General features: G+C 65.1%; 21 protein-coding genes. 15 read left to right on the top strand and 6 right to left on the bottom strand.

The annotated features are described in order from the left end of the window. Positions 1 to 363: 363 nt before the first annotated feature. The 6 genes from AC1DGP_RS28055 to AC1DGP_RS28030 all read left to right on the top strand — a co-directional run bounded on the left by AC1DGP_RS28055 (position 364) and on the right by AC1DGP_RS28030 (position 7,870). Positions 364 to 1,548: a MalY/PatB family protein gene (locus AC1DGP_RS28055; protein ID WP_441507587.1), complete on the top strand. Its 1,185-nt coding sequence runs from the start codon at positions 364 to 366 to the stop codon at positions 1,546 to 1,548. A gap of 298 nt (positions 1,549 to 1,846) precedes the next feature. Continuing rightward, a complete protein-coding gene (locus AC1DGP_RS28050) occupies positions 1,847 to 2,143 on the top strand; it encodes a hypothetical protein (protein WP_476832754.1) in 297 nt (98 codons plus the stop codon). A 609-nt stretch (positions 2,144 to 2,752) separates the two neighbouring features. Further along, positions 2,753 to 5,560 carry a hypothetical protein gene (locus AC1DGP_RS28045; protein ID WP_441507585.1) on the top strand — a complete coding sequence of 936 codons (2,808 nt, stop codon included), beginning with the start codon at positions 2,753 to 2,755 and terminating at the stop codon, positions 5,558 to 5,560. A gap of 64 nt (positions 5,561 to 5,624) precedes the next feature. Beyond that, on the top strand, positions 5,625 to 6,665 hold the full coding sequence (locus tag AC1DGP_RS28040) for a TAXI family TRAP transporter solute-binding subunit (RefSeq protein ID WP_476832753.1): 1,041 nt from the start codon (positions 5,625 to 5,627) through the stop codon (positions 6,663 to 6,665). Beyond that, positions 6,662 to 7,303 (top strand): hypothetical protein, encoded by a 642-nt coding sequence (locus AC1DGP_RS28035; protein WP_441507583.1) that lies wholly within the window; start codon positions 6,662 to 6,664, stop codon positions 7,301 to 7,303. Before AC1DGP_RS28040 ends, AC1DGP_RS28035 begins: the two co-directional genes overlap by 4 nt. Before the next feature lie 66 nt (positions 7,304 to 7,369). Then, positions 7,370 to 7,870 carry a DsrE family protein gene (locus AC1DGP_RS28030; protein ID WP_069882881.1) on the top strand — a complete coding sequence of 167 codons (501 nt, stop codon included), beginning with the start codon at positions 7,370 to 7,372 and terminating at the stop codon, positions 7,868 to 7,870. Positions 7,871 to 8,037: 167 nt separating this feature from the next. On the opposite strand, the gene AC1DGP_RS28025 is transcribed toward AC1DGP_RS28030, so the two are convergent. Continuing rightward, on the bottom strand, positions 8,038 to 8,778 hold the full coding sequence (locus AC1DGP_RS28025) for a class I SAM-dependent methyltransferase (RefSeq protein WP_441507582.1): 741 nt from the start codon (positions 8,776 to 8,778) through the stop codon (positions 8,038 to 8,040). Between the two features lie 482 nt (positions 8,779 to 9,260). Between AC1DGP_RS28025 and AC1DGP_RS28020 the strand changes: the two genes are divergently transcribed. After that, on the top strand, positions 9,261 to 9,641 hold the full coding sequence (locus AC1DGP_RS28020; RefSeq protein WP_441507581.1) for a hypothetical protein: 381 nt from the start codon (positions 9,261 to 9,263) through the stop codon (positions 9,639 to 9,641). A gap of 215 nt (positions 9,642 to 9,856) precedes the next feature. Continuing rightward, complete coding sequence (locus tag AC1DGP_RS28015; protein ID WP_476832752.1) at positions 9,857 to 10,843, top strand: Ldh family oxidoreductase; 987 nt, start codon at positions 9,857 to 9,859, stop codon at positions 10,841 to 10,843. Here the strand turns inward: AC1DGP_RS28015 and AC1DGP_RS28010 are convergent. The 4 genes from AC1DGP_RS28010 to AC1DGP_RS27995 all read right to left on the bottom strand — a co-directional run bounded on the left by AC1DGP_RS28010 (position 10,833) and on the right by AC1DGP_RS27995 (position 15,383). Then, positions 10,833 to 12,386: a DHA2 family efflux MFS transporter permease subunit gene (locus AC1DGP_RS28010; protein WP_441507579.1), complete on the bottom strand. Its 1,554-nt coding sequence runs from the start codon at positions 12,384 to 12,386 to the stop codon at positions 10,833 to 10,835. The two genes, AC1DGP_RS28015 and AC1DGP_RS28010, sit on opposite strands and share 11 nt — an antisense overlap. Next, positions 12,379 to 13,557, bottom strand: coding sequence for an HlyD family secretion protein (locus tag AC1DGP_RS28005; protein WP_441507578.1), 1,179 nt, complete (start codon positions 13,555 to 13,557; stop codon positions 12,379 to 12,381). Before AC1DGP_RS28005 ends, AC1DGP_RS28010 begins: the two co-directional genes overlap by 8 nt. 61 nt (positions 13,558 to 13,618) lie before the next feature. Continuing rightward, complete coding sequence (locus AC1DGP_RS28000; protein ID WP_441493369.1) at positions 13,619 to 14,110, bottom strand: MarR family winged helix-turn-helix transcriptional regulator; 492 nt, start codon at positions 14,108 to 14,110, stop codon at positions 13,619 to 13,621. A gap of 109 nt (positions 14,111 to 14,219) precedes the next feature. Further along, positions 14,220 to 15,383 (bottom strand): ATP-binding protein, encoded by a 1,164-nt coding sequence (locus AC1DGP_RS27995; RefSeq protein WP_441507621.1) that lies wholly within the window; start codon positions 15,381 to 15,383, stop codon positions 14,220 to 14,222. Positions 15,384 to 15,654: 271 nt separating this feature from the next. Between AC1DGP_RS27995 and AC1DGP_RS27990 the strand changes: the two genes are divergently transcribed. Then, positions 15,655 to 16,935, top strand: coding sequence for a cysteine desulfurase-like protein (locus AC1DGP_RS27990; protein ID WP_476832751.1), 1,281 nt, complete (start codon positions 15,655 to 15,657; stop codon positions 16,933 to 16,935). A gap of 74 nt (positions 16,936 to 17,009) precedes the next feature. After that, a complete protein-coding gene (locus AC1DGP_RS27985) occupies positions 17,010 to 17,876 on the top strand; it encodes a helix-turn-helix domain-containing protein (RefSeq protein ID WP_441507576.1) in 867 nt (288 codons plus the stop codon). Between the two features lie 55 nt (positions 17,877 to 17,931). On the opposite strand, the gene AC1DGP_RS27980 is transcribed toward AC1DGP_RS27985, so the two are convergent. After that, entirely contained in the window at positions 17,932 to 19,032 is a 1,101-nt protein-coding gene (locus AC1DGP_RS27980) for a pyridoxal phosphate-dependent aminotransferase (protein ID WP_441507620.1), read from the bottom strand. Between the two features lie 207 nt (positions 19,033 to 19,239). Here AC1DGP_RS27980 and AC1DGP_RS27975 point away from each other — a divergent pair, with 207 nt between their 5' ends. From AC1DGP_RS27975 to AC1DGP_RS27955, 5 genes are read left to right on the top strand one after another with little or no spacing between them, the layout of a single operon-like run. Then, positions 19,240 to 20,055 carry a transporter substrate-binding domain-containing protein gene (locus tag AC1DGP_RS27975; RefSeq protein ID WP_441507575.1) on the top strand — a complete coding sequence of 272 codons (816 nt, stop codon included), beginning with the start codon at positions 19,240 to 19,242 and terminating at the stop codon, positions 20,053 to 20,055. A gap of 56 nt (positions 20,056 to 20,111) precedes the next feature. Then, on the top strand, positions 20,112 to 20,807 hold the full coding sequence (locus tag AC1DGP_RS27970; RefSeq protein WP_441507574.1) for an ABC transporter permease: 696 nt from the start codon (positions 20,112 to 20,114) through the stop codon (positions 20,805 to 20,807). Further along, positions 20,804 to 21,505, top strand: a complete 702-nt coding sequence (locus tag AC1DGP_RS27965; RefSeq protein ID WP_441507573.1) for an ABC transporter permease — start codon at positions 20,804 to 20,806, stop codon at positions 21,503 to 21,505. The genes AC1DGP_RS27970 and AC1DGP_RS27965 overlap by 4 nt, the downstream gene beginning before the upstream one ends. Next, positions 21,502 to 22,242: an amino acid ABC transporter ATP-binding protein gene (locus AC1DGP_RS27960; RefSeq protein WP_441507572.1), complete on the top strand. Its 741-nt coding sequence runs from the start codon at positions 21,502 to 21,504 to the stop codon at positions 22,240 to 22,242. The genes AC1DGP_RS27965 and AC1DGP_RS27960 overlap by 4 nt, the downstream gene beginning before the upstream one ends. An 8-nt stretch (positions 22,243 to 22,250) precedes the next feature. Then, positions 22,251 to 23,036, top strand: a complete 786-nt coding sequence (locus AC1DGP_RS27955) for an inositol monophosphatase family protein (protein ID WP_441507571.1) — start codon at positions 22,251 to 22,253, stop codon at positions 23,034 to 23,036. The last annotated feature ends 133 nt before the right edge of the window (positions 23,037 to 23,169 follow it).

Here is a 23,169-nt window from a genome sequence, read left to right as displayed (position 1 = left end):
CAGGGACCGTGAATACAGACGTCAGGCGCTGCTTGGCGCCACCGCGTCATATTTCGCCCGATTCGATGTTCCTGTCGAGGTTCTGTGGCTAAGTTTCTGAATTCGATGACGATCGTGTCTGAAAAATTACAAGCAAAGCGCTCAAAATTTACCCGATGACTTCACGCAAATCTGCCGATACTGGCTGAAGCGCTCCACTTCCAAGATGTCGAAGCCGGGCCGCTTCCGGGATCTTTGCCGCAGCACGTACGCGCGCCGCGCTGGCATGGATTGCGTGTGTTCTGCTGGCGCGCGAGCCTCCGACGCGGCATTGCTTCTCCCCAAGACGGCCTCTCCGAAACGGCCCTTCACCTGAGGACCCTGATGACCATCGCTCAGACATTCGACCAGTGGATCGACCGCCGCGGCACGCATTGCGCGAAATGGGACACGATGGAGACCCATTACGGGGTTTCGCCCTCCGGTGGGCTGGCCATGTGGGTGGCCGACATGGATTTCCGGCCGCCGGCCTGCGTGCAAGCTGCGGTCGAGGCCATGGCGGCGCACGGCATCTACGGCTATTTCGGCGATGAGCGGGCGAGCAACGACGCCATCCGCTGGTGGATGAAGGCGCGCCATGGCTGGGAAGTCGATGAGAAGGCGATCTTCACCACGCATGGGCTGGTGAACGGCACGGCGCTCTGCGTCGATGCCTATACCAAGCCGGGCGAGGGCGTCATCGTGATGACCCCGGTCTACCACGCCTTCGCCCGCATCATTAAGGCGGCGGGGCGGCAGGTCGTCGAATGCAAGCTCGTGAACGGGGGCGGTCGCTACCTCCTCGATATCGCCGGCTGGGATGCGCAGATGACCGGCAACGAGCGCATGCTGCTGCTCTGCTCGCCGCATAATCCCGGCGGGCGGGTCTGGACCCGCGACGAGCTGCGMGAGATCGCACAGTTCTGCGTGCGTCACGACCTGATCCTGGTCTCCGACGAGATCCACCATGATCTCGTCATGCCCGGCCACAAGCACATCGCGATGCCCGTGGCGGCGCCCGAGATCATCGACCGCCTGGTGATGATGACCGCGACGACCAAGACCTTCAACATCGCCGGCTGCCATTCCGGCAATGTCATCATCCCCGATGAGGCGCTGCGGGCTCCGTTCCGGGCGCGGATGAACGCGCTCGGCATCTCGCCGAACTCGTTTGGCATGGCGATGGCGACCGCCGCCTACAGCCCCGAGGGCGCGGCCTGGGTCGACGAGCTCGTCGCCTATCTCGACGGCAATCGCCGGCTCTTCGACGAGGGCATCGACAGCATTCCCGGCCTGCGCTCGATGCCGCTGGAGGCGACCTATCTCGCCTGGGTCGATTTCTCCGGCACCGGCATGGAGTCAAAGGAGTTCATCGCAAGGGTCGAGAAACAGGCGAAGATCGCAGCCAGCCATGGCGCGACCTTCGGCTCCGGCGGCGACAATTTCCTGCGCTTCAACCTGGCGACGCAGCGCGCCAATGTCGCCGAGGCCGTCTCGCGCCTGAAGGATGCCTTCGCCGACATGCAGTAGGAGCGGCCTTCCACCGCCTCCCGATGAATGACGTCGCGATGTCCCGGCCGGTCATCGCGGCGCAGCCGCGCTGGTCGTCCTGCGGGCCGGGCCGGTGGGGTTGCGCCAGTCGCGCTTTGAAAGCCGCAACGTCCGGTCCATGGTCCGCCTCGCGTTGGGGAACGTCCGGGCGCGCATTCCCATTCCGGGGCGGAGGAATAATCGATGAAGCAATGTTCTTTGGCGGGGCTGGTGGTGTCCATCGGCCTCGCTGGCCGGGTGCCAGTCGACCACTGACGCCGTTCAGAACAAGGAAGACATGCTGTCGGCGGCGGGCTTCGTTCCCCAGCCCGCCAATACGCCGGAACGCCTGGCGACCTTGCGCAAGTTCCCGCCCAACAAGTTCGTCCAGCAGGTCAAGAACAACCAGATGGTCTATGTCTATGCCGACCCGATCGTCTGCCAATGCGTCTATTTCGGCGACCAGACGGCCTATGCCCAGTTCCGGCAGATGGTGTTCGCCAAGAAGCTGGCCGACGAACGCCAGATGACGGCGGCGATGGCGCAGGATGCCTTCKATTTCGGGCCCTGGGGCGGCCCGGGCTTCATGTTCTGAGCCAAGCATCGGCCCGAAAACTGGATTGCGGTTTTCGGGCCAAGCCGATGCAAACACAGATGCTTAGCTCATCGGCACGAAAACTGGATTGCGGTTTTCGGGCAAGCCGATGCAAACACAGATGCTTAGCTCATCGTCCCGAAAACTGGATTACGGTTTTCGGGACGGTCCGATGAGCTGAGGGCGAGGGCGCCGATCTCCGTGCCACCCAGTCGCTGACCGAAATCGTGGCGCGGGCTCGCCCCGCGCTGCAATCAGGCGCTGCTGCCCCTGCGGGAAAGGGCAGGCTCCGGGATGCTGGCCCCTCCGTCCGATCCCGCCCCGCGGCCCGCGCCATGGCTGGGACGTGCTGCAGCGTCCGCTCCGGCGGGGGCGCATCGCGACGGCCGCGCTCGGTTATGCGGCCCTGATGATGCGCAAGCGCGGAAGAGTTTTTTACGCGCAATACGTGCGGATACTGTCGGATTTCCCCCAGTGCCGGGACGTTGTGGCCTAGCTCCACAATAATGTGTAACCTTTGCGCAACCTGCCGGGGTGGATTGGCGTTCCCTTGCAGGTGAAGTGGAGACGTAATGGTCCGCTAAGACCGCCTGAACAGGCGTCTATTAAATGCGCAACGAGATCGAAACCGCACCGAAGGACGGGACATTCGTCATCCTCGAGGATGATTCGAGTGGCATCTATGACGTTGCTCACTGGATGGCGGCGACAGGCCAGTGGATCGGCAAGAACGATGAGCCGATCACGATCACGCCGACGCATTGGCACCCATTGGCTCATGACAATTACTTCCTTCTCGAGGGCGAAGGACCGGATGATCGCGCCACGGAGCGCCGCTCGAGGCGACGCCTCTATCTGCCGATCGCCGCCGCCGCGCTCGTCGCTGCGGCGCTGCTGTTTTTCTATTGGATCGGCGGCCTGGTTCAGCGCGACGATGGCGGCAAGGCCGGGCCGCAGGTCGCGATGCGCGCCCCGTCGCCGGACCGGAACGCGAAGAGCCCGCCTCCAGCGCCGCGAACGGGCGAATCCAGCCGGGCCAACGCGCCGGCGGACATCCGGCAGCTGACCACGGCGCCGGCGCCCGATGCGCAGAAATCCCCGAATTCCCGGCCGCCCGAAACCCGGGTGGAAGATCCGGTCGAGGCCGGGCGCACCCTCGAACAGCTGGACGTGCTGCAATTGCGGGCCCAGGCCGCGAAATCCGCGGAAGCGCTCCGACGGGAGCGCGAACAGGCTGCAAATCTGACGCAACAGGTCGCTGCTGCGCGGCAGGAACTCACTGACAGCACTGCGCAATATCGCCAGGCCCTCGAAGGCGAACGGGCCCGCAGCGCCGCACTGGCTGGCGAACTGGCGAAGGCGCAGCGCGACGCCGGGATGCAGGCCGAACACATGCGCAAGGCCGGCGAAGACGCCGCGCAACTGAAGCAGGCGGAGGTCGCAAGGGCCGCGGCCTCGCTTGGACAGGAGCGCGAGCAGGCGGCTGCGCTGGCGCGCGAGGTTGCCGCAGCGCGGGAGGCACTGAGCGCGGACACCGAGCAGCAGCGTCAGGCGCTCGAGGCGGAACATGCCCGCAGCAGCGCCTTGGCCGACCAGCTGGCGTCGGCGCAGCGCGATCTGGAGATGCAGGCGGCACAACTGCGCAAGGCGGGCGAAGAGGCCGAGCAGCTGAAGCTGGAGCGCGAGCGGGCGGCCGCGCTCGCAGGTGAGGTTGCCTCGGTGCGGCTGGAGTTCACGGCCGGCACGACGCAGCAGCGCCAGGCGCTCGACGAGGAGCGCGCCCGCAGCGCGGCGCTCGCGGGCGAATTGGCGAAGGCGCAGCGCGAGAGGCAGCTGCAGATCGCAGAGCTGAGCAAGGCGAGCGACGAGGCGGCGAGGCTCAGGCAGGCAGAGGTCGCCGGGACCGCAGACGCCGCCAAGGCTGCGGACGCGTTGAAGCAGGAGCGTGAGCAGGCCGCCGCTCTCGTACAGCAGGTGGCGGCGGCGCGGCAGGAGCTTTCTGCCGGCACGGCGCAGCAGCGCCAGGCGCTCGACGAGGAACGCGCCCGCAGCGCCGCGCTCGCCGGCGCTCTGGCGAAGGCGCAGCGCGAAATCGAAACGCAGGCGGCGCAGCTGAGCAAGGCGAATGCGGATGCCGCAGGGCTCAGGCAGGCACAGTCCGAAACCAATGCGGATGCGCAGGGGCAGGAGCGCGGGCAGGCGGCGGCCCTTGCCGCCGAGGTTTCAGCCGCGCGCGAGGCGCTGGCGACGGGCACGGCGCAGCAGCGCCAGGCGCTCGAGGAGGAGCGCTCCCGCAGCGCGGCACTCGCCGGCGAACTGGCGAAGGAGCAACGCGAAGCCGGATTGCAGCTGGCGGAACTGCGCAAGGCGAACGAGGAGGCCGCAGGGCTCAGGCAGGCGGAGGCCGCCAGGACGGCAGACGCCTCCAAGACTGCGGACGCGCTGAGGCAGGAGCACGAAAGGGCGGCAGCGCTCGCGCTTCAGGTCACGGCGGCGCGCGAGACATTGGCCGCGAGCACGGCGCAGCAGCGTCAGGCGCTTAACGATGAGCGCGCCCATAGCGTTGCGCTCGCCGCCGAGCTGGCGAAGGTGCAGCGTGAAGCGGGGACGCAAGCTGCAGCGTTGCGCAAGGCCAGCGAGGATACGACGCAGCTGAAGCAGGGGGAACTGGCGAAGACCGCAGACGCGCTCAGGCAGGAGCAGGAGAAAGCCGCCGGGCTGGCGCGGGAGATTGCAGCAGCGCGCGAGGCCCAGGCCACGAGCGCGGCGCAACAGCGCCAGGTGCTCGAGGAGGAGCGCGCCCGCGGCGCCGCACTCGCGGACGAATTGGCGAAGGCGCGGCGCGACGCCGGGGTGCAGGTCTCGGACCTGCGCAAGGCGGGCGAGGAGGCGGGAAAGCTCAGGCAGGCGGCGGAGAGCGCCGCGGCGGAACTGCGCCAGGCTCTGCAGGACGAGCGCGGCAGGGCGGCTGCGCTGGCGCGGGAACTCGAGGCGGCGCGGCGCACGGCGGTGGCGCGCGCCACGCCCGAGCCTGCGCCGGCCAGTCAGGCCTCCAGCCAGGCCGCGAACCAGGTCACCAGGCCGGCCGCGTTGGCCGAGCCCGTTGCACCGCCAGCGCCGCCGCAGTCACCGCCGGTCGCCAGCGAGGCAGAGGCGACGCGGCTGATTGCGCGCGCCAGCGTCCTGATCGGGCAGGGCGATATCGCCTCGGCGCGGATCGTGCTCGAGCGCGCCGCGGAAACCGGCAGCGCCCGGGCGTTCTTCATGCTCGCGGAAACCTATGACCCCGCCATCCTCTCGACCTGGCGGACCTATGGCACACGGGGCGAGGCGGCGAGGGCGCGCGAGCTTTATGCGAAGGCGCAGGCCGGCGGCATCCCGGAGGCGAAGGAGCGCTTGAACGGCTTGCGTCAGTAAAACGCCGGGGCGGGGGCGGAGACGGCCGAATGGCCGAATGGGGATGCCAAAGGGGAGTTCGGGAATGACGCTGTTTCCAGGACGATGCCTGTGCCTGCTCGCCGCCTTGACCCTGTTTGTCCCGGCGCTCCCGCCAGGCGATCTGCAGGMGCAGACGACACGGCTGGAGGCCGTGCGCGGGGCTGCGCCGCGGCGCGCGCCGACCTTTGAGGCGGAAAAGGAGCGGATGAATGCCTGGACCGTCGGTCTCGCCGGCGGCCTGATCGAGGGGGCGCCGCTGCGCTTCGCGGCGGAGATGGCGCGCGTCGTCGATGACGGGCCGAACCTGCATGTCCTGCCGATCGTGACCAGGGGGCCCACCGAGAACCTGAATTCGCTGCTCTATCTGCGCGGGATCGACACCGCGATCATCAATTCCGACGCGCTGGACGAATACAGGAACCAGATGCCGCAGATCCGGCGGCAGATCACCTATGTGCTCAATCTCTTCCCCTCGGAGCTGCACATCTTTGTCCGGCCGGAGATCCAGAGCCTGCAGGACCTCGCCGGCAAGAAGGTGAATTTCAACACGCTGGGCACGGCTGCCGCCTATTCCGGCCCGCTGATCTTCAGCCGCCTCGGCATCAACGCCGAGAAGACCTTCATCCCCCACCCGATCGCGCTGGAGCAGATGCGCAAGGGCGAGATGGCGGCGGTCGTCTTCATCACCTCCAAGCCCGTCGATGCCTTCGTGCGTGGCCGTTTTGAGCCGGGATTCAAGTTCCTCTCTGTTCCCTATGACAGCAAATTCGAGGATTATTATCTGCCGGCCGTGCTGGAGGCGGGCGAATATCCCGGGCTGATCAAGGCCGGCGAGCGCGTCCCGACCATCTCGGTGCCGACTGCGCTCGTCGCCTTCAACTGGCAGCCCCAGACCAACCGCTATCAGCGCGTCGCCCGTTTCGTCGACACGCTGTTCAACCGGATCGACCAGCTCCAGGCGCCGGGCTTCGACCCGAAATGGAAGTCGATCAACCTGGCCGCGACCGTGCCCGGGCTCGAGCGGTTCTCGGCGGCGCAGCAATGGCTCGATCGTCAGGCGCGCGCCCCGCGGGCGCTGCAATGAAGGCCTTCGCGCTCTCCGTCGCCTTCGCCGCCGCAAGCGGGATCGCGCTCGCGCAAGGCGCACCCAATGCGGCGCCCGACCCGATGGCGCATCTGCGAGCCTGCTCCCAGATGGCGCAGGCCGAGCGGCTGAAATGCCTGGACACGCTCTCGCAGCGCCTGGAGCCGGCGGCGCCTCAGGCGCGCGGGGGGGAGAACTGGATCATCAGTGAAACCACCTCGCCGGTGAATTATAGCCCGATCGTCACCGCCACCGCGGCTGCCCGCACCGGTTCCGACGGCGCGCTGAGCCAGCTCGCCATCCATTGCCGTGGCGGCCGCACCGAGCTCGTCGTCACAGGCCCCGCGCTCGCCAAGGGCGGCACGGACTACACCATCTCCTACCGCGTCAACGACGGCCAGTCGGTGCAAGCGGCGGCCGCGCAGCCCTCGTTCGGCGCCGGCGTCGCCTTCAAGGGCGATGTCGCGCAGCTCCTGCTGGCGCTGCCGGACGAGGGCGACCTCGCCATTCGTCTCGCTCCGCGTGTCGGCGCTGCCCATGACGGCACCTTTGCGCTCGGCGGGCTGAAGCGGGTGAGGGAGAAGGTCGCCGCGGCCTGCAACTGGCCGGGCGCCATCGCCAGGCCGCGGAACCCGTAGTCTTCGCCCAAGCCTTCTCGCCCAAGCCGTCGCCGAACTCGTCGCAAACCACGGGAGATGAAGACCATGACTGGATATGCCAAGGCCATGAGGGTCTCGCTGGCCGGCCTCGCAGCGTTGCTGATCGTCGTGCCGCCGGCGCTGGCGCAGCCGAAGAAGCAGGTGACGGCGCAGGCCGCAAAGCCCGCGGCGGAAAAGAAGCCGCACCAGCTCATCCTGCAGGTCAACACCAACGAGCCGGCGACGATGAATCTCGCGCTCAACAACGCGACGAACGTGGCGCAATACTACAAGGACCTCGGCGAGAAGGTGGAGATCGAGATCGTCACCTTCGGCCCCGGCCTGCACATGCTGCGTGAGGATACCTCGCCGGTGAAGGCACGGATCAAGGCGATCACGGCGAGCACGCCGTCGATCTCATTCAAGGCTTGCGGCAACACCCAGGAGAACATGAGCAAGACGGAAAACAAAGAGATCGGCCTGATCCCCGAGGCGACGCTGGTCAAATCCGGCGTCGTGCGCGTCATGGAACTGCAGGAGAAGGGCTGGACCTATGTCAGGCCCTGAAGCATCGGCGACCAAAGTGGATTGCGGCTTTTGGCGCAGCCGATGCCCGTCACAACTGCGTGCTAGCGGGGAGAGCGCGCGGCGTCGTGCCAGGCGCTCCCCCACCAAACCTCTCCGCAACGGAACGTCCCCGTTGCCGAGAGTGTCCTGCGAATGGCCGCGGCCGATCAGTCGCTCGCTGAGCGCTCTGCGGAGACCAGCAGCATCATCGGCCGCTCGCATTCCGCCGCCAGGCCCGGGTTCTCGGCGATCTGATCGGCTGTCGGGGCAAATTCCTCGACCTGGCGGATCGAAAATCCCGTTGCGATCAATGTGTTGAGCGTCGTGGCTAACGTCCGGTGATATTTGAGCACGCCGTCGGTGAACCAGTTGGTCCGGCGCTCGCCTTCGATCGCATAGCGGTTCACCGGCCAGGTCTTACGGCCGTCCTCGTCGGTCCACCAGCGCGGATGCGTAGCCGCCATGTAGATCGGGTGTTCGATCGTGAACACGAACTGGGAGCCTGGCGTGAGGGAGCGATGCACCATGCGCAGCAGGCGCCCGAAATCCGCGATATAGTGGAAGGTCAGCGCGCTGAAGGCGAAGTCGAACGCAGCCTGGGGCAGGTCGAGCAGCTCGAGATCGGCGATTGCGTACGCGACGCCCGCGTCGGAGGTATCCGCGATCGCCCGGGCGATCATTTTCTCGGAGACGTCCAGTCCGAGCACGGACCCGGCCCCGTGCTCGCGCGCCCACCGGGCAAACCAGCCGAAGCCGCAGCCGAGATCGACGACGCGCTTGCCCGTCAGGCCGGGCAGCATGGCGCGGATCGCCGGCCATTCCGGCGCGCCGGCCAGACCATGAACCTGTCGGGGAAGCTGGCTGTAGCCGGCGAAGAATTTTGGATCGTCATAGATGTTCTGTGCCACGTATTTCACTCCATCACATTCAGATGGACGAGGCACAGGCGTGAAATTGGCCCCGTCCGTTTCCGGCGAGGCTGCAGGGGCGCGATACGCGTGTGTTAACGCAGCGATCGGCTGTCCCGCATCCCGCCTGTTGGGATGCCGGCAGCGCGGGCAACGATATGCGTATCCGTCTCGACCATCCCGGATTTATCGGGAACGGCACGATTCCTGTCAACGTCGCAGCGCGGTCCAATCCCCCGGGGTCAATCGGCGGCCGCTGCAGCGGACTTTCCCGGCACCCGAGACGATTGCGCCCCTGTAGGCCCGATTGGCCATTGCCTGCCATGAACCGTGTCGCTACCGAACGGCAGGAACGGCGTCTGAAGAGAACGAATCGCCGGGGTTGGGGGACTGACGATGAAGCTCTTGGTTGCTGTGTTGGGTTGCGCGGCTTTGGTTGGCGGCTGTGCCGGTGCATCGGCGACACGAACCTCGCGAACACCATGATGATCGACGCCGGCGCTGCGCCGGCCTGCGGCCCTCAAGGGGCGGCAAAGGTCGCAGCCAAGAGCGCCGCGATCGAGACGATCAGGGCAGGCTACGACCGCTACATCATTGGCGGCGCAGCGTCTCAGAACAATGTCTCGGTCAGCCAGATGCCGGGGAGTTTCCAGACCAGTGGCTCGTTCTCCGGCAACACCTATCAGGCCAGGAGCACCTATGTTCCTGGCCCGACCATCGTGAGCGGCACCCATGACAGGCAGCTCGCGGTGATGATGTTCAAGAACGGTGAGCCGGGCTATCAGAACGCCCTCGACGCGCGGGAAGCCCTCGGCCCGGAATGGCCAGAAATCGTCAAGAACGGGATCCGGACCTGTCTTTGATCCGTTTCACGCATCTCGCATCCCGCTAGCTATCGTCATCCCGTTTTGGATGGCGCCAGCCTGCGAGTGCGCAAGCTGCCACCTATCCTTACTACGGCCATTTCAGTCCGCAGATCGTCCGCTCCGGTCGTTGACGTAACGCAAGGCTGGATTTAACCCCGCTCTTCCCCGGTATGGGGCCACAGCTTTTGCGGGGGGCGGGGGCAGCGATGCGAATGACGATAGACGGCGCGCACGAGATGGCGCGCCACGCCGTGCTGGCCGCTGGAGGCAGCGATGCTGTCGCGGCAGCGCTCGCGGATGCGACGATCGCTGCGGAAGTGTCGGGTCGTCCCTCTGTCGGGTTCGCGCATCTCCTGGACTATCTCGATAGCCTCGCGGCCGGGCGGATCGCGGGCTCCGTCACCCCGGAGGTCAGCTTTCCGACCTCGGCCTCGATCCGGATCGAGGCCGGGGGAGGCATCGCCCAGCTCGGTTTCGATCTCGCCTTTGCTGAATTGCAGGCGCGCGCCGGGCTCTACGGCCTCGCGCTGCTGATCCAGGCGAACAGCTACACGGTCGGCGAACTCGGCTACTACACCCGCCGTCTCGCCGAAGCAGGATTGATCGGGCTTGCCCTTGCCAATGGGCCGGCGCTGGTGGCGGCGGGCAAGAGCCAGGAGGCCGTCTACGGCACCAATCCGCTCTCCTTCGCCGCGCCCGTCGCGGGCGGCCAGCCTTTGGTCATTGACCAGGCCACGAGCGCGACGGCCTTCGTCAATATCAGGCAGGCCGCCGCGACCGGCGAGGCGATACCGCCGGGCTGGGCCGTGGATGCGAGCGGCCAGCCCACCACCGACCCACGCGCGGCGCTCACCGGAGCGCTTCTCGCTTTTGGGGGCGAGCGCGGCGCCAATATCGCGCTGATCGTGGAAACCCTGGCAGCCGGCATGACCGGCGCGAACTGGTCGCTCGATGCGCCGTCCTTCGCTGGCGGCAGCCAATCCCCCGGCGTAGGGCTCCTGGTCGTCGCGCTGAAGCCGGAGCTCTTCGCTCCGGATTTTTCAGCCCGGCTGGCTGCGCATCTCGAACGCCTGGCGGGCAAGGGCGTCCATATTCCCGGACAAAGGCCGGCTCGCCAGGAGATCGAGCTGCCCGATGCGCTGGTGGAGGCGATCGCGCGATACTCCCTCGGGCGGGGCCAGCGGCGCGCTACTCCATGACCATCGGATGGTCATCCGACGGCGCCTTCTTCTGCTTCGAGGTGACCAGCAGGGCGAGGAACGGCATGGCCGCGAGGCACAGGATCATCAGCAGCTTGAAATCGTCGATATAGGCGATGATCATCGCCTGGCGCGTGATGACCTCGTCGAGCGCGGCGCGCCCGGCCAGCGTCAGCGGATCCCAGGCCTCCTTGATCGCCGGCATCTCGAAGATGCGGTTGAAGGGCGTGACGTAAGTCGCGATCTCGGCGTGGTTCACCTGGACGTTGCGGGTGAGCAGATAGCTGACGATCGAGATGCCGACACTGGAGCCGATATTGCGCGACAGGTTGTAAAGGCCGGTGGCGTCGCCGCGATCCTGCGGCTGCAGCGTGGAGAAGGTCACAGTGGTCAGCGGCACGAAGAGCAGGCCCAGACCCGCTCCCTGGATGAAGCCGGTGACGATGATCGTCTGCTGCGAGACGTCCGGGGTCCAGCCGGCCATGTCGTACATCGCCCAGGCGCTGACGGCCAGGCCGGCGCCGAGCAGGATGCGGATGTCGACCTTGCCGATCAGCCGTCCGACCAGGAACATGCAGAGCATCGTGCCCATGCCGCGCGGGCCCATGACGATGCCGGCGGTGACGACGGGGTAGCCCATCAGCGTCTGCAAATAGGGCGTCATCAACGCCAGCGAAGCGAGATAGGTGATGCCGACGATGAAGATGAAGATCATGCCGACGCTGAAGTTGCGATCGAGGAACAGGCGCGGCTTGATGAAGGAGTTCTCTGCCGTGAGGGTGTGGACCACCAGGATGTAGATCGCCGCGACGCAGACCGTCGCCTCGACGATGATCTCGAGCGACGAAAACCAGTCGAGCTGGGCGCCGCGGTCGAGGAAGAGCTGGAGCGAGGCGATGGCGAGGCTGAGCGCGCCGAAGCCGATCCAGTCGAGCCTGGCCAAGGCGTTCGATTTCGTCTCGGTGACGAAGATCCCGACGCCCGCCAGGGCCAATGCGCCGAGCGGCAGGTTGATATAGAAGACCCAGCGCCAGGAGATGTTCTCGGTCAGCCAGCCGCCGATGACGGGGCCGAGCACCGGGCCGACCATGACCGAGACGCCGAACAGCGCCATCGCCGAGCCGCGCTCCTCCGGCGTGTAGATGTCGAGCAGGATGCTCTGGGACACCGGCACCAGGGCGGCGCCGAAGAAGCCCTGGAGCAGGCGGAAGCCGACGATCTGAGTCAGCGACTGCGCGGCGCCGCAGAGCATCGAGGCGACGACGAAGCCGATGATCGCGACCGAGAGCACGCGCTTCCTGCCGAAGCGGGCGGCAAGGAAGCCCGATGGCGGCGTCATGATCGCGGCCGCGACGATATAGGAGGTCAGGACCCAGTTGATCTGATCGGCGCTGGCCGAGACGCTGCCCTGGATATAGGGCAGCGCGACATTCGCGATCGTCGTGTCGAGAGCCTGCATGATCACGGCGAGGATCACGCAGACGGTGATGGCGCCGCGATTGGCGACCACGGGGGTCGCCGCCGTGGCGACACCATCAGCCATTGTGAGTCTCGGTCTTGCCGAAGAGGTCCGAGACGAAGCTGGGCAGGCCGCGGGCGCGGCCGGTATCGACATCAAGCACGACGCTCATGCCAGCCCGCAACAGCGGCTTGCCGGCGGGCGTGTCGATCTTGACGCGCATGGCGATGCGCTGGACGACCTTGACCCAGTTGCCGCTGGTGTTCTGGGCCGGCAGCAGCGAAAAGCTTGCGGCCGAGGCCGGGCTGATGCTGTCGACCGTGCCGGTCCATTCGGCGCCGGGATAGGTGTCGACATAGACCCGCGCCTTCTGTCCCGGGCGGACCCAGGTCAACTCGGTCTCCTTGGGGTTCGCCTGGATCCAGACATGGTCGGCCGAGACCAGGCTGAAGCCGACGGTCGCGTCGGCAAGGTACTGCCCCTTCTGCAGCGAGGGCACATTGGTGACGATGCCGTCCATCGGCGCCTTGACCACGGTGTGATCGAGCTGGCGGGCAGCCTCGGCCCGGGCTGCGACGCTGTCCTTGTAGCGAGGGTGGTCCTCGATCGGCGCATCGGGATTGCCGTTCAGGCTGGCGGCGATACCGATGAGCTGGCTCTGGAGCTGCGCGAGCTTCTGCACGGCGCCATCGAGATCGTGCTTGGCTGAATCATAGGTCACCTGCGAGGCCACCGCCTTGGTCGCGAGGTCCTGCTGCCGCTTGAAGGCGGTGGTGTAGTAATCGATATCGGTCCTGGCCTGGGCGATCTTGCTCTGCATCGCCTTGTAGTTCGCCTTCTGCGCTTCAAGATCGTTGCGGACCACCCCAATCTGCGCGTTCGCCCGGTCGAGGGCGAAGCGGAACTGCGCGTCGTCGAGCTTGAACAGAACGTCCCCGGCCTTGACCTGCTGGTTGTCGCGCACGTCGATTTCGCCAACGATGCCGGCGACGTCGGTCGAGATGCCGACGATGTCGGCTTGCACATAGGCGTTGTCGGTCGACATGACCTGCCCGCCGACGACGTACCAGTAGCCGCCCGCGGCAAGCGCGACGGGCAGCAATGCGAAGAGGATGGAGCGCTTCAGATTGCGCGGCTTGGCGGCGGGAGCGGTGCTGGCCGGGGCAGGCGCCTGCGCCGTGGTCTCGGGAGCTTTAGTGACAGGGGCGGGCTGAGCCGAAGGCAGCCTCGGCTCGGGGCGGCGGATTTCGGTCACGTTGCTGGCCGCAGAAGGATCCGAGCCGTCGTTCCGGACGGGGTCGGGTTGTCTCGCTGTGTCATCCATCGGTCTTCGGTCCTACGGCTGGCGGCATCGCACAGGCCGCCGAGAGGTTCCCACGCATCGTCGTGAGCAGGGCGAGGAGCGCCTCGCGCTCGGCTTCGGAGGTGTCGGCGAAGGCCTCGGCGCGGGTGATCTCGCCGAGCTCGCGCATGGTCGCGAGGGTCGGCCCGGCCTTTTCTGTGAGGGAGAGCCGCCAGACGCGCCGGTCCGTGGCGTCGTGCCGGCGTTCGATCAGTCCGCAGCTTTCGAGCTTGTCGAGGATGCGGCCGAGCGTGATCGGCTCGACCTCGAGCAACTCGGCAAGGCCGCCCTGCCGGATGCCTTCATTCTTGTCGAGATAGGCCAGCACCTGCCATTGCGACCGGGTCAGCTCCAACCCGAACCCGCGGGCATTCTGCTCGAAGCGCTTGCGCAGCAGTCGCGCGACATCGTGCAGGAGGAAACCGACAGTGCGCGAGGGCTGCTCTTTGGTCAGGGCTTTAGGCATGCTGTTCATAAGCATCCATATATTATTTTAGCTTAGGTTCTGCAATGCGCCCGACTCGTCTGGCCAGTTTCAATGTCGCGTTCGCCTCGCCGGGGCATCGATATGCGGCTCAGCCCCCGCTCAACGCTCGGGCGGCATGGTCGAGCGGCATCACGTCGATTCCGTCCCGGAGTGGGTATGGCTCGACGCCCGGATAGATCACGATGCGTCGCTCGGGGGCGATATCCTCGCAAGCGTGATGAAATCCTCGCTCCACCTTCGGCGTGAGGCTGCGCTTGATCTCGATCGCCCAGGGCCGCCGTCCAGGCAGGGTCAGCACGAGATCGATTTCTGCGCCCGCAGCTGTGCGATAGAAGTTTGCCTGAGTGCCAGGTGGCACGGCGGCGATAAGAGTCTCGATCGCAAAACCTTCCCAACTGGCGCCGGCGATGGGATGTCCGAGGACGTCCTCCAGCGTTTCCAGGCCGAGGAGCGTATGCGTGATCCCACTGTCCCGGACGTATACACGGGGTGATTTGACCAAGCGCTTTCCGGCGTTGGCGTGCCAAGGCTCAAGGCGACGGACGAGAAGCAGATCGACCAGGAGATCGAGATAGGACGCGACCGTCTTGCCGTCGACGCCAAGGGAACGTGCCAGCTCCGCTCCATTCAGCAGGCCCGACTGATGATGCGCGAGCATCGTCCAGAAACGCCGCAAAGTCTCAGCCGGGATCCGAGGACCCAACTGCGGAATGTCACGCTCAAGATAGGTACGAACGAAATCCTGTCTCCAGCGCTGGCTCACGCGAGCGCTGGCGGCCAGGAAGCTGTCTGGAAAGCCACCTCGCAGCCATAACCTGTTCAGATCCTCCCGAGGGACCTCAAGACCGTTGATCGGCCCGAGTTCAAGATACGAAATCCGGCCCGCAAGGCTCTCGCCTGATTGCTTCAGAAGCTCGATCGAGGCCGAGCCCAGCAGCAGGAAGCGCCCTGTCCGGTGGCCGGCACGTCGACCACGGTCGATCAATCCTCGCAGGTTCTGAAAGAGGCCGGGCAGGCGATGCACCTCGTCAAGGATCACCAGCTTGTCTTCGTGGCCTGCAAGATAGAGCTCGGGCTCGGTCAGCTTGGCGCGATCGGCATCCGATTCCAGGTCAAGATAGATCGAGGGGCGCGTCTCACCTATTTCGTGGGCCAGGGTCGTTTTTCCGACCTGCCGTGGCCCCAGCAATGCGACCGCCGGATAGCTGTCGATCAGATGGGTTAGTTCAGAAGCAATGCGACGCGGTATCATCCTTGCAATTATGGAGGAGAATTCCCGATTTGCAAGGTAATCCGTTTCCTGAGGGAGTGAAAAGGATGAAGCCGACTGCGGCCGCGTTGACGAGCCGGTTCGCAAGATGATGCTCCCCGCGATCATCTGAGACAGCCCGCCGATCAAATGGCGCCGGCTCAGCGACCTCCCCCTTAGGGATGATGGTGCGCACGAGATCGAATGGGGTAGCTGGGATCCACACGATGACAGGCGGTGCGGGTTCACTCCACATCCTATCCGAGGCCATGCAATGAACGATCAAGCCCCGTCCAAGACGTTCCCCGTCGAGAGTGTACGCAGCCGGTTTCCGGCGCTTTCCAGGGTCGCCAATCCGCCGATTTATCTCGACAATCMCGCCGGAACACTGGTCCCGCAGCAGGTGATCGACGCCGTCGGCGCGGCCATGGCCGGTGCCAGCAGCAATCTGGGTGGGTTCTTTGCCGGTTCCAGGCGGGCTGACGCCATCTGGCTCAAGGCGCACCAGGCCGTGGCCGACCTGCTTGGGGCGGCATCCGAGCGCGAGATCGTCATCGGCCAGAACATGACCACGCTGACGCTGCATCTCTCACGCTCGATCGGCAGGCGGTTCCGGCCGGGCGACGAGATCATCCTCACCCGCATGGAACATGAGGGCAACGTCTCGCCCTGGCTGCTAATGGCGCGGGACCTGGGGCTGGAGGTCAAATGGCTGCCCTTCAACCGTGACAGCTGGCGCATCGAGCCGGAGGACCTCAGGCCACTCCTCAGCAACCGTACGCGCCTGCTCGCCCTCAACTACGCCAGCAACATGACGGGTTCCATCAACGACGTCGCCGCACTCACGGCCATCGCGAAGCAAGCCGGCGCATTGGTCTATGTCGACGCGGTTCAACTGGTGCCGCACCGGCTTCCCGAAGTCCACGCATTGGGCTGCGATTTCCTGGCCTGCTCGTCCTACAAGTTCTTCGGCCCGCACCTCGGCATGGTATGGGGGCGCGAGAGCCTGCTGGCCGAACTGGAGCCGTACAAGTGTCGCTGCGCCAGCGACGCCCTGCCGGAGCGCTTCGAAACGGGCACCCCGCAGACGGAGCTTCTGGCCGGACTTGCCGCGACGGTCGACTATCTCGAGTGGCTGGGTGAGGCCACCGGCCACCACGGAACGCGTCGCGAGAAGCTTTTGGGCGCTTACCGCAGCTTCGAGGCCTATGAGAACGTGCTGTCGCGCCGCCTGATCGGGGGGCTCCTGCGGCTGCCCCATGTCACCGTCCGCGGCATCACCGATGCGGCCTCCCTCGCTCACCGGGTACCAACAATTTCCTTCACGCATTCGCATGTCTCGACCCATGTCATCGCGAAAGCTCTGGCGGAGCAGGACATCTGCGCCTGGTCGGGGCACAATTATGCGCTCGAGCCTGCGCGCCTGCTCGGGCTCGACGAAGACGAAGGCGTCGTTCGGCTGGGTGTCGCCCATTACAACACGATCGAAGAGATCGACCGGACCCTTGCCGCGATCGCCAAGATTGTTGGGCAGGATGCGGCCATGTTAGCCTGAGTCCGGCGGCAGTACAGGCGGGTCACGCAGCTGGACGAGGACTGAGTGCGTTGAATCGGGAGATACACGCGGGCATGATCGCGGCATTCAGCTTGGATGCCGCTCGCGCAATCGATCGGTTTGACCGTTCCGACAGCCCCTATTTGCTTCTGGACGCGATCAACCGCATCGTCCCCTTCAAGCTAGCGATGTCGGTGGTCTATCGGCGCGAGGCCGCCCCCGTCTATGTGGCCGACACCTTCGCCAACCGCTCCGGAAAGCGAGCGCTCGAGCTTTACATCGCCGGCACCTACATCCTCAACCCGGTCTACAATGCCTATCTCAACGGGCTGAAGGCGGGCATCTATCGCTTGCGGGAGCTCGCACCGGACGCCTATTTCACCTCCGACCACTACCGGCACTTCAAGGTCCAACAACAGGTGGACGAGGAACTCGGCTACCGCACCTATGGCTGGCCGGCGGGGATGGAGGAGGTGGTCGTCGCCGTCGAACTCCCCCAAGACGAGATGGCGGAGATCAGTTTTTATCGGCTGGCCAGCCTAGGCGGGTTCTCCGATGCCGACTGCGAGGCACTGCGGACCATCGAGCCCCTGATAGGGGCAATCTACCGCCGAATCTGGCAGCATTGCCGCCAGGACAGCAAGCGTGACACGCATTGGGCCTCCTTCGACCTCTTGCTGGGCGATTTCGGCAAAGGGAAACTCAGCCCGCGCGAATGCGATGTAGCCCACCTGATCCTGAAGGGCCATTCGGGCGAGTCGATCAGCCGCAATCTCGGCATTTCGGTGACGACGGTGAAGACCCACCGCCAGAACCTCTACGCCAAGCTCGGCCTTTCCACGCAACAGGAGCTGTTCTCTCTGTTCCTGATGTCGCTCCAGAGGCAGGATGATGTGTCGAGCCGCTCCGGCGGAGCGGCAGGTATGGTCCCCGCACGCTGAACGAGACCGCCGGCCGCAGGCATGATCCAGCGGCGGGCGGCAGAACCGGCCTTCCTCAGCCCCTGGCGTCGCGGATCGCCGCGGAAATGCCATCCAGGCCCTCAGACAATTGCGTCAGCGTCGGCCAGCCAAAACCGACGCGGAAATAGTTGTCCGGCATCTCGAACCAGCGTCCGGCACCGACATAGGTGCCATGGACACTGTAAAGACGATGATAGAAGGTCGGCAGATCGAGCTTCACATCAGGCCTGATCCGCGGCAGGCAAACACAGCCGCCTTGGGGCTCGACCCATTCGACGAACTCGTCGCGTTCGATCCATGCCTTCACCAGCTCGAAGCCCTTGCGGATCAATAGGTTGTTGGGCTCGAGCCAGTCCCTGCGCTGGCTCAGCGCGATGTAGCCGACATACTCGTCGATCATGCTGCCCGAGATTCCGATCTGCTCCTTGGCGGCAAGAAAGAGCTGCATCAGCTTTGGATCGCGGCAGATCAGCCAGCCGATGCGGATACCCGGAATGCCATAGGTCTTCGACAGCGAGGAGACGCTGATCACGCGGGGGCTGAGCGTCGCGGCCACCGGTAGCATCTGGCCGAATGTCATCTCACGATAGGTCTCGTCGAACAGGAGGAAGCAGCCCTTCCTTTCGACGAGGGCGACGATGGCGTGCAGCTCGGCCTCCGAGATCATCACGCCGCTGGGATTATGCGGATAGGTCACCGAAACATATCTGGTGTTGGGCCGGATCGCCGCCTCGATCCGATCGATATCCAGGCGGAAGCCCGACTCGAAATCGAGATCAATGAAGGTGATGTCGCAGCCGATCGCGCGCGGCGTCTCGATGTTCGTCGCGTAGTTCGGGCGCACCACGACGAGATGCTGGTCCCTATCCAGAAGCGAGGTGGCGACCATGAAGAGGGCGGCCGAGGCGCCGGCCGTGATGAGGACGTCTTCTGCGTCGAGACCGGTACCGAGGCTCGCCACCGAATCCCTCAGGTCGATGCTGCCCTTATGATCGCCATAGCAGAGCAGGACGTCGTCCAGCTTGACGTTGAGTTCGCCCAACCTGCGGTCGGCGACCGAACTTTCTGACAGATTCCGACGGATCGTATCGTATCCGAGCTGCTCTGGCGCTTCAATTTCGATCGGCATGCGCACGAATTTCAAGACCGGCCTCCCAGGCAAACGAGCACGATGCCGGGAAACTACGCAGCCTCCTCACCCCCGCACCATCCTCCCTCAGGGGGATAACACCCGCGCCGGAAACGCTGGAATAGTATGCCGGCTAGCTGTGTGCGGGGGGCGACGCTCTTCGGCACGACTTCGAATATCGGCGATAATCAAAGAAGGGGAGCCGCTATGACGATGAGGAAATTGGTTCTTTCGGCAGCGTTCGCGGCGGTCAGCGCGATCGCGACAGCGACTGCCCAGGCGGAGACGCTGCGGGTCGGCATGGAATGCACCTATGCGCCGTTCAACTTCCGCGCGCCCGGCGGCGAGATGACCGGCTATGACGTGGACGTCGCAAAGGGCGTCGCGGAACTCATCGGCGCCGACCTCCAATATGTCTGTCAGCAATGGGATGGCATGATCCCTGCGCTGCTGACCAACAAGTTCGACCTCATCGTCGCATCGATGTCCATCACCGACGAGCGGCTCCAGAAGATGGACTTTTCGGTCCCCTATCGCGTCTCGATCGGGCGGTTCCTCGGTCCGAAGGGGAAGGATCTCAAGCTTTTTGACGACAAGGGTAAGCCGATACAGAGCAGCTTCAAGAACCTCGCGGTCGGCGTCGAGCGGGCGTCCACCTACGCGAAGTGGATCGAAGCAAAGCTGCCCGGCGCCAATATCCGGCTCTACGACGGCGCCCAGGCCATGCTGCTCGACCTGCGCAACGGCCGTGTCGATGTCGCCATCACCAATCCGATGAAAGCCTATCTCGAATTCCTCAGTACTGATCAGGGAGCGAAGTTCGAGTTCGTCTCACCCGCCATCGACGAAAAGGAGTATTTCGGCACGGGCGTGGGCATCGGGATCCGCAAGGGCCAAGAGGATCTCGTCAAGCGCGTCAACGGCGCGCTCAAGACACTGATCGAAAACGGCTCGCTCGAGAAATACGGCCACAAATACTTCCCCTTCTCGATCAGTCCCGAGAACTGGAAGGGCGTCGGCATCAACTGAACATGGCCGATGGCGGTCCGGCCGTGCCGGTCCGCCATGATCGGGGGGAATGATACATGGCCGCACTTTCCGGCTGGTGGGACGATTTCTTCTTCGGGACCGTGATGGTCCTGAAGGTCTTCACAGCCTCGCTGGTCCTCGCTGTCATCTTCGGATTGCTTGGCGCGAGCGCCAAGCTCTCCCGCAATCGGGCGGCGCAGGTTCTCGCCAAGGCCTATACGGTCGTCTTTCGCGGCACGCCCGAGCTAGTGGTTCTGCTGCTGTTCTATTTCGGCACGGCCGTGGTGCTGACCCGGATTGCCCAGATCTACGATCCGCAGATCAAGTTCGTCGACGTCCCGCCCTTCTGGGCTGGCGCGATCGCGATCGGGCTGATCGTCGGAGCCTATATGACCGAGACGTTCCGGGGCGCCTTCATGGGTGTGGCGCACGGCCAGGTCGAGGCGGCCCACGCGCTGGGGCTAACCAAAGGCCAGACCTTCTTCTATGTGCGCATGCCGCAAATGTGGCGGCTCGCGCTGCCGAACTTTGGCAATCACATGCTGTCGATCATGAAGGACACCGCCCTGATCTCGATCGTCGGGCTGGAGGAAATCGTCTTCGTCGGCCAGATGGCGACCGCCGTCACCCATAAGCCCTTCCTGATGTTCATGACCGTGGCGCTGATCTACCTCGCCATCACGACGGTCATCACCATCCTGACATGGTGGCTGGAGCGGTATGCGAACAGCCATTTGGAGAGGGCKCGATGAACTTCGACTTCAACCTCATCCTGTCGAGCTTGCCGCAGATCGCCGCGGGGCTCGGCATTACGCTCAAGCTGATGGCCTATTCGACGGCGATTGGCCTGGTGCTTGCCGTTCTGATCCTGCTGATGCGCATCAGCGGCCGCTGGTACCTCGCCTGGCCGGCCATGGGCTATATCTACTTCCTGCGTGGTACGCCGATCCTGGTGCAGATCTTCATCATCTATCACGGGTTGCCGCAACTCGACTTCGTCCGGGAAAGCGTGCTGTGGCCGGTGCTGCGCGAGCCTTTCGGCTGCTGCGTCGTCGCGCTCTCGCTCAACAGCTCCGCCTACATATCCGAAATCCTGCGGGGCGGCGTTCTGGGGGTCGACAAGGGCGTCAACGAGGCGGCGAGAGCGCTTGGCCTGAGTGCCCCGCAACGCTTCATCTATGTCGTGACGCCGATCGCCGTGCGCCTCGCTTTGCCGGCTTATAGCAATGAGTTCATCTCAATGATGAAGGCAACGGCCCTGGCGAGCACGGTCACACTTCTCGATATCACCGGCGTTGCCCGCACGATCGTGTCCAACACCTTCGCCCCGTTCGAGATCTTCATCGCGGCGGCACTGATCTACCTGGCCATGGCATGGGTCTTCCAGGTCGGCTTTGGCAAGCTTGAAGATTACCTCGGCAAATACATGAAGAGAGGGGCATCCGCATGACACCGCCGGAGCAGATCGTTCTGGACAATGTATGCAAGCAATTCGGGTCGTTCCAGGCGCTGAAGAATGTCAGCCTCACCGTCGCCAAGGGGCAGAAGTTGGTCGTATGCGGGCCGTCCGGCTCGGGCAAATCGACGATGATCCGCTGCATCAACGGATTGGAGACGCATGACAGTGGCCGCATCACGGTCAACGACGTCGTTCTCGAAGGCGAGCGCAGCTCCATCGCCGTGCGCCGCGAGGTCGGCATGGTGTTCCAGAGCTTCAACCTGTTCCCGCATCTGACGGTGCTGAAGAACCTGATGCTGGCCCAACGCCTCGTGCGCAAGAAGGATAAGGCGGCCGCGCGCGATACGGCGATGACCTATCTCACGCGCGTGCGCATCGCCGACCAGGCCGACAAGTATCCCAGCCAGCTTTCCGGCGGCCAGCAGCAGCGCGTGGCGATCGCCCGTGCGCTCTGTATGAACCCGCAGGTCATGCTGTTCGACGAACCGACATCGGCCCTTGATCCGGAGATGATCTCGGAGGTGCTGGACGTGATGAGCGACCTCGCCCGCGACGGCATGACGATGGTGTGCGTCACCCATGAGATGGGCTTTGCCCGGTCCGTGGCGGACAAGATCATTTTCATGGACGCCGGCGAGATCGTCGAGGCCGCCGCGCCCGAGGACTTCTTTTCGAAGCCGAAGAGCGAACGCGCGCGGCAATTCCTTGGCCAGATCCTTTCACATTGAGCACAGACATGACCGACCCCATCGCTTCCGAACTCCTGTCATTCGCCCAGCAACTCGCCGACGAGGGCCGCGCCATCGTCTCCGAGGCCTTGCGCACGGCCCACAAGATCGACATCAAGGCCGACCAGAGCTTCGTCACCGCCACCGACCGCGCCATCGAAAAGCGCCTGCGCGAGCGCATCGAGGTCGCCTATCCCGACCACGGCATATTGGGCGAGGAATTCGGCTCGCACGGGCTGGATCGCGAATTCGTCTGGGTCATCGACCCGATCGACGGCACCGCCGCTTTCATTGCCGGAATCCCGGTCTACGGCATCCTGATCGGGGTCGCGCGCGCAGGTCGCCCCTGGCTGGGGCTGATGGACCTGCCGGCGACCGGCGAGCGCCTCTCCGGCATTTCCGGCGCCGGCGCGGAGCATAACGGCCGACCTATTCGCTGCAGGCCTCGCAACTCGCTGGAGCAGGCCTTCCTGACGAGTTCCAACCCCCGCTTCCTGACTGAGACCGAGCGGAGTGCGGTCGACCGGCTGGATCGGACGGTCGCCTTCACCCAATACGGCGGCAGCTGCTATGCCTATGGCTGTCTGGCGCGCGGCAATACCGACATCGCAGTTGACGGCGGCCTGGACGCCTTCGACGTCTTCGCCCCGATCGCCATCATCGAGGGAGCCGGGGGCGTCGTGTCGGACTGGTCCGGCAAAGCCATCGACCTTTCGTGGAAGGGACAGATCGCCGCCGCCGGTGACCGCACGCTGCACGGGCTGGCGCTCGCGCAGCTCAACCCTTCTTCCTGATCGACCCGTCTGTCTGGCCCTTGAACGAGATGCGCCGGCGAGACGGTATCCGGGTCGGTTGAGCCCCCCGCGCCGGGCGCGCTCATTGCCTTGGGGCTCCAGCCCTCACGGCAAGCGTCGTCGAAGCGCGCCA

The organism is Allobosea sp. 05T433 (genome assembly GCF_056396065.1).
Note: the sequence above shows the minus strand (reverse complement) of the source record. Positions and strands in the feature narration are given on the sequence as shown.

What these genes read in the sequence shown, in the direction of transcription:
- AC1DGP_RS28045 (WP_441507585.1), top strand. Translation starts at nt 2,753, where the DNA reads ATGCGCAACGAGATCGAAACCGCACCGAAGGACGGGACATTCGTCATC.
- AC1DGP_RS28035 (WP_441507583.1), top strand. Translation starts at nt 6,662, where the DNA reads ATGAAGGCCTTCGCGCTCTCCGTCGCCTTCGCCGCCGCAAGCGGGATC.
- AC1DGP_RS28030 (WP_069882881.1), top strand. Translation starts at nt 7,370, where the DNA reads ATGACTGGATATGCCAAGGCCATGAGGGTCTCGCTGGCCGGCCTCGCA.
- AC1DGP_RS28020 (WP_441507581.1), top strand. Translation starts at nt 9,261, where the DNA reads ATGATGATCGACGCCGGCGCTGCGCCGGCCTGCGGCCCTCAAGGGGCG.
- AC1DGP_RS28015 (WP_476832752.1), top strand. Translation starts at nt 9,857, where the DNA reads ATGACGATAGACGGCGCGCACGAGATGGCGCGCCACGCCGTGCTGGCC.
- AC1DGP_RS28010 (WP_441507579.1), bottom strand. Translation starts at nt 12,386, where the DNA reads ATGGCTGATGGTGTCGCCACGGCGGCGACCCCCGTGGTCGCCAATCGC.
- AC1DGP_RS28000 (WP_441493369.1), bottom strand. Translation starts at nt 14,110, where the DNA reads ATGCCTAAAGCCCTGACCAAAGAGCAGCCCTCGCGCACTGTCGGTTTC.
- AC1DGP_RS27995 (WP_441507621.1), bottom strand. Translation starts at nt 15,383, where the DNA reads ATGATACCGCGTCGCATTGCTTCTGAACTAACCCATCTGATCGACAGC.
- AC1DGP_RS27985 (WP_441507576.1), top strand. Translation starts at nt 17,010, where the DNA reads ATGATCGCGGCATTCAGCTTGGATGCCGCTCGCGCAATCGATCGGTTT.
- AC1DGP_RS27975 (WP_441507575.1), top strand. Translation starts at nt 19,240, where the DNA reads ATGAGGAAATTGGTTCTTTCGGCAGCGTTCGCGGCGGTCAGCGCGATC.
- AC1DGP_RS27965 (WP_441507573.1), top strand. Translation starts at nt 20,804, where the DNA reads ATGAACTTCGACTTCAACCTCATCCTGTCGAGCTTGCCGCAGATCGCC.
- AC1DGP_RS27960 (WP_441507572.1), top strand. Translation starts at nt 21,502, where the DNA reads ATGACACCGCCGGAGCAGATCGTTCTGGACAATGTATGCAAGCAATTC.
- AC1DGP_RS27955 (WP_441507571.1), top strand. Translation starts at nt 22,251, where the DNA reads ATGACCGACCCCATCGCTTCCGAACTCCTGTCATTCGCCCAGCAACTC.